15 protein-coding genes are annotated in these 12,481 nt (G+C 58.2%); 3 read left to right on the top strand and 12 right to left on the bottom strand.

Annotation, left to right across the window (positions count from 1 at the left end):
• Positions 1–90 precede the first annotated feature (90 nt).
• Positions 91–465 carry an alpha/beta fold hydrolase gene (locus T18_RS27955; RefSeq protein ID WP_414896162.1) on the bottom strand — a complete coding sequence of 125 codons (375 nt, stop codon included), beginning with the start codon at positions 463–465 and terminating at the stop codon, positions 91–93.
• Here T18_RS27955 and T18_RS26425 point away from each other — a divergent pair.
• Positions 385–678, top strand: a complete 294-nt coding sequence (locus T18_RS26425) for a helix-turn-helix domain-containing protein (protein ID WP_323131583.1) — start codon at positions 385–387, stop codon at positions 676–678. The genes T18_RS27955 and T18_RS26425 overlap by 81 nt on opposite strands.
• A gap of 51 nt (positions 679–729) precedes the next feature.
• Here T18_RS26425 and T18_RS23775 read toward each other — a convergent pair whose 3' ends face one another.
• The 10 genes from T18_RS23775 to T18_RS23730 all read right to left on the bottom strand — a co-directional run bounded on the left by T18_RS23775 (position 730) and on the right by T18_RS23730 (position 9,040).
• Positions 730–1,743 carry a nucleotidyl transferase AbiEii/AbiGii toxin family protein gene (locus T18_RS23775; protein WP_038496301.1) on the bottom strand — a complete coding sequence of 338 codons (1,014 nt, stop codon included), beginning with the start codon at positions 1,741–1,743 and terminating at the stop codon, positions 730–732.
• A complete protein-coding gene (locus tag T18_RS23770; protein ID WP_038496305.1) occupies positions 1,736–2,329 on the bottom strand; it encodes a DUF6088 family protein in 594 nt (197 codons plus the stop codon). Before T18_RS23770 ends, T18_RS23775 begins: the two co-directional genes overlap by 8 nt.
• A 192-nt stretch (positions 2,330–2,521) precedes the next feature.
• Positions 2,522–3,283: a Pnap_2097 family protein gene (locus T18_RS23765; RefSeq protein ID WP_038496308.1), complete on the bottom strand. Its 762-nt coding sequence runs from the start codon at positions 3,281–3,283 to the stop codon at positions 2,522–2,524.
• Between the two features lie 59 nt (positions 3,284–3,342).
• Positions 3,343–4,599 (bottom strand): MSMEG_0569 family flavin-dependent oxidoreductase, encoded by a 1,257-nt coding sequence (locus tag T18_RS23760; protein ID WP_038496311.1) that lies wholly within the window; start codon positions 4,597–4,599, stop codon positions 3,343–3,345.
• Positions 4,600–4,610: 11 nt separating this feature from the next.
• Positions 4,611–4,889, bottom strand: coding sequence for an MSMEG_0570 family nitrogen starvation response protein (locus T18_RS23755; protein WP_038496314.1), 279 nt, complete (start codon positions 4,887–4,889; stop codon positions 4,611–4,613).
• The gene (locus T18_RS23750; RefSeq protein ID WP_075807856.1) at positions 4,882–5,853 is read right to left on the bottom strand and encodes a sll0787 family AIR synthase-like protein; all 972 of its coding nucleotides are present in this window, start codon (positions 5,851–5,853) and stop codon (positions 4,882–4,884) included. Before T18_RS23750 ends, T18_RS23755 begins: the two co-directional genes overlap by 8 nt.
• Positions 5,853–6,392, bottom strand: coding sequence for an MSMEG_0567/Sll0786 family nitrogen starvation N-acetyltransferase (locus T18_RS23745; RefSeq protein WP_003519078.1), 540 nt, complete (start codon positions 6,390–6,392; stop codon positions 5,853–5,855). The genes T18_RS23750 and T18_RS23745 overlap by 1 nt, the downstream gene beginning before the upstream one ends.
• On the bottom strand, positions 6,389–7,507 hold the full coding sequence (locus T18_RS23740) for an MSMEG_0568 family radical SAM protein (protein ID WP_038496321.1): 1,119 nt from the start codon (positions 7,505–7,507) through the stop codon (positions 6,389–6,391). Before T18_RS23740 ends, T18_RS23745 begins: the two co-directional genes overlap by 4 nt.
• The gene (locus T18_RS23735; protein ID WP_038496324.1) at positions 7,500–8,489 is read right to left on the bottom strand and encodes a Nit6803 family nitrilase; all 990 of its coding nucleotides are present in this window, start codon (positions 8,487–8,489) and stop codon (positions 7,500–7,502) included. Before T18_RS23735 ends, T18_RS23740 begins: the two co-directional genes overlap by 8 nt.
• Positions 8,490–8,557: 68 nt before the next feature.
• Positions 8,558–9,040, bottom strand: a complete 483-nt coding sequence (locus T18_RS23730) for an MSMEG_0572/Sll0783 family nitrogen starvation response protein (protein ID WP_038496326.1) — start codon at positions 9,038–9,040, stop codon at positions 8,558–8,560.
• A 260-nt stretch (positions 9,041–9,300) separates the two neighbouring features.
• On the opposite strand from T18_RS23730, the gene T18_RS23725 reads away from it, so the two are divergent.
• Positions 9,301–10,671: a PLP-dependent aminotransferase family protein gene (locus tag T18_RS23725; protein WP_038496328.1), complete on the top strand. Its 1,371-nt coding sequence runs from the start codon at positions 9,301–9,303 to the stop codon at positions 10,669–10,671.
• A gap of 289 nt (positions 10,672–10,960) precedes the next feature.
• On the opposite strand, the gene T18_RS23720 is transcribed toward T18_RS23725, so the two are convergent.
• Positions 10,961–11,383 (bottom strand): VOC family protein, encoded by a 423-nt coding sequence (locus T18_RS23720; RefSeq protein WP_075807855.1) that lies wholly within the window; start codon positions 11,381–11,383, stop codon positions 10,961–10,963.
• 633 nt (positions 11,384–12,016) lie between these two features.
• Here T18_RS23720 and T18_RS23715 point away from each other — a divergent pair.
• Positions 12,017–12,481, top strand: a complete 465-nt coding sequence (locus T18_RS23715) for a DUF1348 family protein (RefSeq protein ID WP_038496334.1) — start codon at positions 12,017–12,019, stop codon at positions 12,479–12,481.

The following is a 12,481-nucleotide window of genomic DNA, read 5'->3' as shown; positions in this document are numbered from 1 at the left end:
ACCCGATCTTAAGTAGGTCGGGTACAGCAACACGCGCTCGGTAACAGGGACTTTAAATCAAAGCCGTTCTACACCGTGGTTTGCCTGTCGTCACTGTACCGAACTGACAGCCTCAAGAATGACATCCGCGGTTTCCTGCGGGTGGGACATGTAGACCATATGACTTGACTTCACTTCCGTCACCCTCGTGTCCGTGCGCTGATACATCCACCGCAGAAAGTCGGGTGAGAGGACCTTGTCTTCGGTGGTCACGATGCCGAACGAAGGCTTGTCATGCCAGGCAGCATTCTGGAACCGCATCTGGAATGTATCCACCCGCATCGGTTTGGCCGACGCAGCCATGAAATCGGTGACGTCGCGCGGAAGGTACGCGCCGATCATCTCATGATAGCTCGCTGGATTGGGAACGAACCTCTTATCATCAAGTATCTTCGAATCGATGCCCATGGGAAAGCGGCTGCTGATCTCCGCCAGACTTTCGCCCTTATCGGGTTGAAGGGCAGCGACGTATACTATCTGACGGATTGGCGTCTTGCGCTGGGCAGGTCGCAACTGCGTTCAGGCCGGAGCGTGAAAACAGTTGCCGCTGCTGTCGGGTTTGGTAGCGCCGAGGCCTTTTCCAGATCGTTTACGCATAAATACGGCTATCCACCGAGCCAAGAGAGGATAGCGCCTTAGCGCGCCAGCGCCAAAACACTGCGCGCTTTGCCAGCACCAGCGACGCCTCAATCAGCCGCCAGCATTGGCCTTATCTTGAATTTTCTCGCATCGAGCGAGGAGTTCATCGAAAGTCTCGGCCTCATCGAGAAGAAGGCCGTCTTCAAGCATCCGGGCGTAGTCCTGTTCGAGAGCTGCCTTTCCTTCGCCGGAAGGAGAAAGCCGCAGCTCACCGTCCACGGCCGCTTCATAGTCGATCGGCGTTCTATCGGCCGCTTTCTCGGCGAAAAACATGGATTTGTGTTGCGCCACCGATTTGGTTAGGTCGCGAGCAGCGATTGCGCTGTTGGTGATGCCGATATCGTCAAGACGAACGATATCGTGCCAGTGGCGTGAAAAGCGCTCCCCGCGCAGCCGTTCCTGCAGGCAGAAGACGTGGATCGCCGTCGCCTTTTCCCAGAAGGTGCGTTCGGCATGCATCACCCGAGGTTTCGCGGTGGGAAATTCGATGCCATCCACAAGGCCTGCAGCATCGCATGCAATGTCGCGAACGCTTGCCGGTTCTCCCGTAGATCGAGCCCCGAACTCCAGCATGATGCTTGGAGCGACGTAGCCGGATCCGCCGGCAACTGCTTCATAGTCGATGAAGAGCTTGTCGGCCTCGACACGGACGATGGCCGGAAGCGACTGTGCGTTGATCGCATCGACAATGAGTGGGCTGACAGTCTCATATACCCAGACGGGCAAACGTTTGCGGACTTCGGTCGTCCAGCGCTTTTCCTCGCTTCTGGTTTTCGGTAACGCCTCATCATTCTCGCCCACGAGATCATGAGCGAGCTCACGAATATCGTAGGTCAGGTCGACATCCTCCGAAAACCTGCGGATGGCCTTGTATGCTTTAGAGAGGGACGTGCCACCTTTGAAAACGAGGTGCTCGCCGAGCGTCGTCCCATAGAGGGTCTGCAGAGCCCAGACGACCCATGCGTCCTTTTCCAGGAGGTGTATCGGACGCCCGACTTTCTCCGCGGCGATCGCAAGAACGTCTCTCCGATCGTCTCGGGAGAGTTGCAAAAACTGTTCAGCCATAAGCGGCCTTTCCTACACTGCGGGCAAGCCAGCTGGGAAACTGAGGGGCGGCGGCAACGAGTTCGCCGAACGCCTCGGCGGAAAGCGTCCGCTTGATGCTCGGAAGTGCTTCTTCGGCCTTTTCCGGACCAAGCCAGGCCAGCGCGCGCACAGCTAGGCCGGCAGGCTTGTTCCCCAGGGCGAGTTGCCAGCGTGGTACATGCTTCAACTCGACCGTCTGGCCGCCGACAGTCATGGTTCTGCTGCGGCCGGATGTAAAAAAGACGGACCGGATCGGCACCTGAGTGGACAGTCCCAGCGAGTTTGCAGCGGCAGCACCATTCGAAACGATCACCTCACCACGCTGGTGCGCAACAGCTTCTACGGCCTGCTCGACCGTCGGCGGTCGGATTCCGAAGCGGCTTTTGATCGCCTTCAGATAGACCCCACGACCTGCACGAACGAGCTCGCCGCGTTCATGCAGACGTGACAATGCTTGGTCTACAGCCGCACGGTTTCCCAGATGCAGGAAGACCTTCGCCGAAAGCGCCGTTCCTTCGGGCAGCTGTTCCGCATGGGCCATGATCTGTGTTGTCAGTCGTAGCATGGTCATTCTCCTGTCAGAAATATATGCAGTTTTCTGACAGTTTGCAATGAAAGACCCTCCAGCCGCAGTCGTTAGAAGAAAATATCAATATATCAGTCGGTTGGGACTTTACGGCTGCGGGTCGTAGGTTCAGATCCTTTTCAAGGCGAGATGTTGCCCGCTTGCTACCCGGCCTTCGAGGGGAAGGTCGATCTATCTGTTGTGACGAAAACGGACCCGCATCAGAGCGAGTGGTCTTTCGTCCGAGCCGAACAGAGCGACATCATGACCCAACGGTAGCCTTCGAAAACTAATATCTGTCCACTCTCCCGGCTCCACATTGCCAAGATAGATTACATGTCGTGACGCAAGCATACCGATCTGCGTCTCGCCCGCTTGAAACAACGCTCGATCTGCCAAAGCGCTGAAGCTTGGGAAATAGAGAAGGCCGGCAGCATTGAAATCCGTCGCCGGGCACGGGAGAACACGCTGCCTTTCAGGCAGGCTGGCACGCATGAAGGCTTGGTTACGGATGTCGCGCGCTACGACTGACGAATGCTCCGCAACGCGGCGAATTGCGAGGGGGGCCTCTGGCGGCATCGCCAACGCTCGTGGGCTCCGGCGGACGACCGAGCGATTAACGCCCGGTTCTATGCGCCCTACGAACATCGAGACTAAAACCATCCGCCCCACCTCGACGCCATCTGCGCTGATTGTGAGAAGGGACGATAAGCGCCCATGACCGACGCGGTAGAAGTCTGCAGATAGGGTCAACTGCCCGCCGAGACGAGGTAGCTCGGGCCTTGCGAGTTTGACGCTGGTTGCGCAGAAAGCTGCATAAAGCGGCTCGCCATCTGAGCAGGTAAAGACAGCCTCCCGCTGCCCCATAGCTCGTGCGATAAGCTGCCAGTGCAAATCGCCGGCCCGTCGCTTGAGCCATTGCTCCGACAGGCCGCGATAGCCCATTTCCGCCATTCCGAGGACATGACTTTCTTCAAGACCGGACGTCTGAGAGCGTGAGACAGTAAGGGTGCTCATGCCGCCAGCTTGTTCTTCTGATGGCCAACGATCTGCTCGGACAGATAGCGACTGTCCTCATCAATGCCCAGAAAGCGTCCAGATCCCCAGGTGTTCAGCCACCCAAGACCGATGAAGTACAGGCCGGGCACTTTAGTGACCCCGCGATTGAAAAGCGGTTTGCCGCGTTCGTCGAGACAATCGACCTTCAGCCAGGAATAATCAGGCCGGAATCCGATCGCCCAGATGATCGACGTTACGCCTGCCTCCGCCAGATCAACTTCGGTGATTTCTTGAGCGGGGCGCCAGACCTTTTCAAACGGGGGCTCCTCTGGAACCTCGATTGCCTGCGCGGCGATCCAGGCGTCGATCTGTTTGCGAATGCTCAGATAGCTCCGGTCAGAGTCATCGAGGTTCTTTTCAAGGTCCGGCAGGAAAGTCATCATTGTGCCCGAAGCACCCGCGACAGATCCGTACAGGCGCACGCCCTGCAGCGCATACTTGCGCAGGTCGATTTCCTTGCCGCCGTCACGTCCCGACATGTAATGGTTAGTCTGGGTAAGAGCCTTGACCGGATCTGGATGTCGATCGATCGTGACCGCGTAGGTGCCGGCATCGTAAAGCCAGTCGGTTGCGTCGCGTCCGCGGTATTTGCGCGGGCTGCGCGGTGCCGGACCGACAGCGAGGTGAACGGGCCGACCTTCCAGATGGAAATCGTCCATAATCTGAACGCCGGATTGCCCTGTTCCCACAATCAGTGTCCCGCCGTCAGGTAGTTGAGAGGGACGCCGGTAATCGCGCGAATGCATCTGCACAATAGAGGAATCGAGATCGCCAGCGTATGAAGGCACAATAGGGTTGTCGTAACCTCCTGTTGCAATGACCACCTGGTCCGCAGTCATGGTGCCCTCGCTGGTCTCGATCAAATACCCACCGCCGTCGCGAGGCGAGACATGTCTTACATCCACACCCTCGCGAAGCGGTGGTTGGAAGCTCTCGGCAAAACTATCCAGATAGTCGACGATTTCATCCTTGAGCATGAAGCCGTCAGGATCCGTCCCTTTGTAAGGCCAGCCGGGCAACCGGCACTGCCAATTCGGCGTGACCAGGCAGAAGCTGTCCCAACGATTATTGCGCCAGCTTTCGAACCGGTGGTGGCGCTCGAGAACGATGTGCTCGATTCCTTCCTTCATCAGATACCAACTGACCGAAAGGCCAGCCTGGCCGCCCCCGATGATGAGAACTGGTACGTGCGGTACGATGGTGTCGGTCATAACGAACCCTTTCATGACATCGAGAGACAGGTGACTTGAGAATCGGCAGGCTGATTGTTGGCCGTGGCTTCGATCTGTGCGAGCTGATCGAGTGCTGAGGAGCAGGCGAAGCCGAATTTCGCTGCGACGCGGTCCGATGCCTCGTTCAGACCGGTGCGGGCACGTTCGACAAATTCGGTCAGGGGATAGGTGCATCCGGCTTCGAGATGGCGCGTAATGGCGGTCGAAGGCGAGTAGCAGCTCTCCTCCGTCCCATCAGGCCATCGAATGGTGAAGCGTACTTCAGGCATGGGCGATCTCCTTTGCGAGTGCGATATAGGGGGCTGCCGCGTAGTCCCAGAACGTTGCCCGGGTGCCACCGCTCGTCAGATCGACCCGAGAACTGTCCTTTGCATGACCGATGGCAGCTGCGCTGATGCCCCGAGCAGCAAATATTGAGCAGACCTCGTCTGCCCGTTCCGGCCGGACCGAAAGGAGAAAGCCGAAGCTCGGAAAGCTGCGCAGCCAGCGGTCGACTGCAACACCTTCCGGAAGCGGGATGTCAGCCAACTCGATCTCGAAACCGCAACGGGAAGATTCCGCCAGCATAAGTGCCGTGCCTACGATCCCGCCTTGGCTGATGTCCTTTCCGGCATCGACAAGACCTGCATCAGCCAACTCCGGCAGAAGCTCATAGTCGCCGCGCAATCTCTCGTGAGGTGCATCGAGGGCCGCGCACCAGTTATCGAAGCGTGGCCGGTATTGTCCCCGATGATCGATCGCGGCAATGAGTGCATCCCCTGGCATAGCTGCAAAGCTCGAGATAAGCCGGTTCGCGCGACCCGTGACGGAGACTGCAAGATTGAGTTCGGGGCTGCGTAGATTGGTGTGCCCGCCGACGATCGGCACGCCGTAGGCCATGGCTGCATCCCTTAGGCCGCTAAGCAGGGGCTCGGCAGACGCCGCGTCCGGTGCCCAAACGGCATCGAGCAGCGCGGTCGCACGCCCTCCCATGGCTGCGATGTCCGAGAGGTTCACCATCACGCCGCACCACCCGGCGAACCACGGATCGTCTTGCACGAACTGCGGCATAAAACCTTCCCCTGCCAGCAAATCCCAAGTGCCGTCCAGGGCTGGAATTGCCGCGGCGTCGTCGCCAGGCATTCCAGGTGTTCCGGAGGATAGCGAAAGCGCACGTGTCGTCGCCGCGATGTCGAGTTTGCTGCGAATAGACGGGTGGGCTGCCAGTGCTGCCGCCAAGGCATAAAGGTCCATCATGACCTCCGCGCTCTGGCGGACCAACCGACGGTCGGGTCGCATGTCGGGGGATAGTGCGAGAGGGAGGCCAGCATGTGCATGTGACGCACGCCATGCAGGTCGATTTCTCCTTGCGGCTCCCAATGCAGGCGCCGAAATAGGGGTACATTCTGAAGCTGGACATGGGCGTGAAACTCACTGCACCCGAGGCCATTCGCGGTACTCACCGCAAGCCGGATCAGCTCCGCACCCAACCTTCCGACCTTGCGATATGCGGGATCGACCGCAAGGCGCGATCCCCACCAGATGCGGGGTGCTGGTTCATGGATCCTGACAGTGCCCACGACCTCCGCAGGCTCGGCCGCCAATGTGGAGATTGCCACAAGCGGGATCGCTGTCTTGTCGATTTCGTCGCGGTCATCGCCGACAAAAATGCGCTGCTCGTCGACAAACACTCGGTAACGGAGACGAGATACACCCTGAAATTCCCAAGGCTCGGATGCTGCCCGGATCAGGAACTCCGGGCTTATGAAGGCGGAGTGATCCATCAGGCTCATGCGGGGATCCTCAGTTTCTCATAGGTCGAGAGGGCGGAACAGGCGCCGCACTTGCCGCAGCCCGCCTTGATGTCGGACGCCTTCAGCCCACCGTCGATGACGATCTGGGACAAGGGCGAGAGAATGGAGGCCATGAAATCGGCCTTTGGTGCGGGATGGCTCTCGAGGGGTGTGCCGGAGATGGGCACGAAGGGGACGACGAACGGATAGACGCCCATGGCCACAAGCCGCGTCGACATGTTGAGGATTGCTTCACGCGTATCACCCAGTCCCGCGAGGATATAGGTGGAGACCTGTCCTCGCCCGAACACCTTGACTGCAGCCTCGAAGCTGGAGAAGTATTTTTCAAGCGGAACGCTGGCTTTGCCCGGCATGATCCGCTCCCGAACCTCCGGCGTCACCGCTTCGAGGTGCATTCCCAACGCATCCGCGCCAGCAGCCTTCATCCGCTCGTGCCATGCGTCGTCTTCCGGAGGCTCGCACTGAACCTGTATGGGAAGATCCACGACCGCCTTCACGGCGCGGGCACTCTCCGCCAGCACGGCGGCGCCACGATCTTTGCCCGGCGGGGTGCCGGTGGTCATCACCATGTGCTTGACGCCATCCAGTTCGACGGCCGCCTTCGCCACTTCCGCAAGCTGTGCTGGCGTCTTGTGCGCGACGGTCCGACCGGCTGCCAAGCTTTGGCCGATCGAACAGAACTGACAGGTCTTCTTGCGGCTTTCGTAACGGATGCAGGTTTGCAGGATTGTGGTTGCAAGCACGTCACGAGAATGAAGAACCGCGATCTTGTTGTAGGGGATGCCATCACTCGTCGTCAGGTCGTAAAATCGCGGACGATTGGGGAACCGAATTCGTGCGATTTCGGAGCCTTCCTTGGTGATGCGCGCGCGGCCGTCGGCATCAGGTGCCTCCACCAGATAGGGACTGTCGAATGCAGGTGCGGTATGGACCGGCACCATGACGGTTGTATCGCCGAAATTGACTGCCTTATGATCTGAGGGGCCTGCGCCGCCGCGCCTGCTCTCGTGGCCGGCACGCGGATCGACGAGACGCATTCCACGTGTCTGGAGGTCATTGATGAGTTCCGGATCTATGGATTGTAAGTCACGCATCCTGAGCCTCCTCAAATGGCTTGCTTTGCTCTGCCTCGGAAAAATCGTCTGAGAGGCCGATCTGCTCGCGTGCGCGTGCGGGCCTCGTGTCATGTACAAGGTGCAGCAGTTCGGGCCGTGCGTAGTGTCCGACCGAATCCATCATCCGCTTGCGCTTGGTAATGAGCCGCATGTCCAGATCGCCGATCAGGATGCCTTCGCCCGAGGTTAGCGGCGGCACGACATGGCGGCCTTCCGGGGTGATGATGCAGGTCATGCAGCCATCGCGTAGACCCTTCTGCAAGGCGGGATCCGGATGAATGGAGGCGATCTGCTCCTCGCTCAGCCAGCCGGTGGCGTTGACGACGAAACAGGCCGATTCCAGTGCGTGATGGCGCATCGTGACTTCGATCTGCTCGCCGAATATCGGGCCGACCAGCGAGCCTGGAAAATGAGAGGCATGAATTTCCTCATGCTGGGTCATCAACGTATAGCGGGCGAGAGGATTGTAATGCTCCCAGCAAGCCAGGGCGCCCACACGACCGACGGCAGTATCAACGACCTTCAGGCCGGCGCCGTCCCCTTGGCCCCAGATCATCCGCTCGTGATAGGTCGGCGTGATCTTGCGGCGCTTGAGTTTCAGGCTGCCATCCGCGTCGAAGATCAGTTGGGTGTTGTAGAGGGAGCCGTGGTCGCGTTCGTTCACGCCAAGGACGACGACCGCATTGCGCTTGCGCGCGGCATCAGCAACAGCCCGCGTTTCCGCCGATGGTACCGTGACCGCTTCCCCATAAAGCCGCAGGTGCTCAGGGCCTTGCTGAACCGGTGGCAAAACGAAGCTGAAATAGGGATACCAGGGCACGAACGTCTCGGGAAATACGATCAGCTCCGCGCCTTTGTCTGCGGCTTCGGCGATCGCATTCAGGACCCGCTCGACAGTGCCGGCGCGCGAGGTTAGGTCGGGCGCGATCTGGACGGCGGCGGCACGTACTGTTTTGGGCATGACTGGCTCCTTCGCATTACCTGGAACGAAGCACCCCGTTCGCTGCGGAACGGGGTGCCGAGGTCAAATCAGACGGTCCATGTGTCGATGATCAGGGCGTTGGCTTTCTTGTGCAGAAGCACGCAGTCCAGCACGTCCTGGGGCAGGATTGGGATGATGCCGGGGATCAGAGCCGGTTCGCCGTGCCCATAGAGTGCCTGAAGTGCGAAGCGACATGCGTAGACCTTGCCGCCTTCCTTCATGAAGCGCTCGAGGTTCTTGTTGAAGTTCAGGTGACCGGGAAAGGCTTCGTCTCCGAGCTTGGGAAAGCCTCGCTGGATCCCCAGTGTCACGCCCGGACCGTAAAGAAGGATTGAAGTCTCGTAGCCTTTCCGCTGCAGGCGAATGGCATTGAGAATGTTCACAAGCCCGATGGAGCCTTCGAACGCCACCGTGTGGAAGGTTACGAGCGCCTTCTCACCGGGTTCGGCCTTAACATCCTCGAAAACCTTGGACTCGTAATCGACAAAGAAGTCACCATCCTTATGTGGCGGCTGCGTTACTTCAGGCATATCTGCATCTCCTTACGCGGGGTTGATGCAGAAACGATACGAACGAAATTGTATGAATCAATAAGCAGTTCATTATGCATACAATATTTCTTTGATGAAACTTAATTCTGCACAACGAACATACGTTTTGCCCAAATAATAGCTCGAAAATCAGCGTTTATGCTCAACTAATGATCGAGGATGCGTCGTCAAATCAACACTTGAATACGCCTCGAGTTATCCATACAATGTGAAACAATAAATATTTGAGGTCATCTAAAATGTTAAAGTGGCTCCCTGAACTTCGTGCTGACGGAAAGCCTCGCTATCTTCAGATTGCGGATGCGATCGAACTGGCGATCAAGCGAGGCGATATCGCCGCTGGTGATCGATTGCCGCCACAACGCAGGCTCGCCGAGCGTCTCAAGATCGACTTTACGACAGTCAGCCGCGCCTACACCGAGGCGCATGCCAGACGTCTCGTGGAGAGCCACGTCGGAAGAGGTACCTTTGCACTCGGCCGCCCGAAAGAGGAGCATCGTCTCGATCCTCGCCGCGCCGGGGACGAGGATCTGTCGATGAACATGCCTCCCGAGCCGCAGGACCCGGATCTCGTGGCGAGAATGCAAGAAGGGCTGCAGACTGTTTCAGCAAACCTTATTTCCCTTCTCCGCTACCAATCGACGACCGGCGGAGAGCAGGATAAGGCCGCGGCATCTTCATGGCTGTCGAAGAGGGGGATGGTGCCAAGTCTCGAGCGGATCGCGATCACCCCGGGAGCGCACGCGACGATGACAGCGCTTCTTTCGACGATGACCAGGCCGGGCGATGTCATCCTGTGCGAGGCGGTGACGTATCCCGGTTTGCGGGCGATCGCAGCCCGCATGGGATTGCAACTCGTCGGAATTGCGATGGACGCTTCCGGCGTTCTGCCCGATGCGCTTGACGCGGCTATTCATTTACATCAACCGAAAGCGTTGTATCTCAATCCTACGGTCCATAATCCAACGACGCTGACCATTCCACGCGAGCGGCGAATGGAGATCGCCGAGGTTATCCTGCGGCATAGACTGCCTTTGATAGAGGATGATGCATACGGCTTCATTCCCGCAACGGCGCCCGTACCTTTTGCTACGCTTGCTCCCGACCTCACCTGGCATATCGGCGGCCTCGCGAAATGCCTCGGCGCAGGTCTGCGCCTCGCCTACACGGTTTCCCCTAACGCCAGAGCCTCTTATTCTCTCGCCCAGGCATTACGGGCCAGCGCTGTCATGCCGTCGCCAATTTGCATGGCGCTGGCGACACGGTGGATCGAGGACGGGACGGCAGATGCCATTCGCCGGTTTGTCCGTGCGGAAAGCGCTGTTCGTCACGAGATCGCAATCGATACTCTTTTGGGGCTGGACATCGAAGGTGAGCCGGAGGCCTTCAACATTTGGCTGAAGCTGCCAAAGGGGGCGAGCAGAGCAGAACTGATGGGGCGTATGGCAGGGCGCCATATTGGCTTGATGCCGTCGGATGCATTTACCGTTCTCGGCACACCTGACGAGCATGTCCGGGTATGCCTCGGCGGCGTTATCAATCGCGAACAACTGCGCGCCGGGCTTCTTTTTATGGCGAATTCGCTTTCCGGCTCCGGCTGGATGGGCTGACGGTGCACGTCAGCCTCCTTCAATTTGAGCCCATTGGTGGAAAATGTTCGTTTCGGCCTGAATAATCGTAGGTTCACGTCCAAAAACTGGCGCGACCGCAATTGGGCCAGCGAACGTGGGATGCCGGGCCTCCAGCAGGTATTCCGCTTTCAACCCACTCGACCACGCATTGCACCGGCTTGCCCGCGTGGCTGTTGCGAGATGCCAGATGCGTGGTCCGATTAACAACCGAGATCAGGCTCGCCAGGTTTTTCGGATCGACGAAGACCCGATCATGGAAAATCATGGGTCACCGCGGATCCCAAGAAAACTCCATCCGACAACCGCCCGGTTCATAGATCATGAAGTGGATTTTTGGCCCGGCACCAGACGGCTCTGGACCAAATTCAGTACTAACATTGGGCCACTCTCTTGTCTTGTCATAGGGCAGATGAAGGTCCTCGAGGGTCCGCACCTTCAGCGCAAGATGATGAAGCCCAACATTTTGGTGACGGTCGAAACCTTGGCAGTGAGATTGATCGCTAACCTGCCAAAGTGTCACTTTGAGGTTGCCGTCTGTAACGAACGCTGCTGGATAGTCAGGCTTTTCGCCGAATAACCTCCAACCGAGGCAGTTCGTGAAGAAAGCGAGGGAAGCGCTCAAGTTGATAACGGTTAGCCCGATGTGATCTACGCCGGTTGTTATGCTTACTGTTGGACTGACATCGCCCATCTAAATCTCCTTTTGCTGGCAGCGTTATCATGAGTACTTAGGAACTGGGCTTCGGATCAGGTGGGTTTAGCCTCCCGATGTGGTGGTCTGGACACTTCGGCAAATCCTCGGATCATCGTTTGGGCCCTCAGCCCATTGATCACTAATCCGGATAGCATCTGGATTTCTAGAAGCTTTCTCTCCTGATTTTCCGGCCCGAAGAGCACCATGACCATATCGGTGGTTAGCGACGCGCTTAGGCGCGATGGGCCTCGGCAGATCATGGAGCGATGCTATCCGGTTGGATACAATCCGCAGCGACGCGGAGTCAGTCGCCATCTACCTTCCCACATCTCGTGTTCGAGGGAGGCCCAATTTCGTAGAAATGTGGTGACCGCACGGACAGTGTCTTTCTGGGTTTTCACCCCTTTCGCCACGAAAACCATCACCCAGGGCGCGGCCGCACGCCTTGCCGGCACTGCTGTGGCCAGTTTGAACGCCGGCGCCGTCAGTTCGCGACCAGAAAAGTCCGCCGGGAAAAATTCGCAATGCCTTAAAAAAATCGTTGACACTCAAAATCGCCGTAGTTACTGTACCAATCAGTAAAGTGTTTAGCAAACAGTACACACCAACGGTTTACAAAGGAAAACCAACATGTCACGTCCTCCACTCCCCCCTTTCACACGCGAAACCGCAATCGAAAAAGTCCGTCTGGCCGAAGACGGCTGGAACAGCCGCGATGCCGCCAAGGTCGCTTTGGCCTACACATTGGACACCCGCTGGCGGAACCGCGTCGAATTCGCCACCAACCGCGAAGAAGCCCAGGCATTTCTGGAGCGCAAGTGGAACAAAGAGCATGAATACCGCCTCATCAAGGAGCTCTGGGCTTTCACCGGCAACCGCATCGCTGTACGTTACGCCTATGAATATCGCGACGACAGCGGCCAGTGGTTCCGCGCGTATGGTAACGAGAACTGGGAATTCGCAGAGGACGGCCTGATGGCGCACCGGCACGCATGCATCAACGAAATGCCGATTGCTGAAAGCGATCGCCTGTTCCATTGGCCGCTCGGCCGTCGTCCAGACGACCACGCAAGCCTCAGCGATCTGGGCCTCTGA

Origin of the sequence: Rhizobium sp. TBD182 (genome assembly GCF_001950375.1) — a bacterium.
Taxonomy (GTDB): Bacteria; Pseudomonadota; Alphaproteobacteria; order Rhizobiales; family Rhizobiaceae; genus Agrobacterium; species Agrobacterium tumefaciens.
This window is presented reverse-complemented; position numbering and strand designations above follow the sequence as displayed.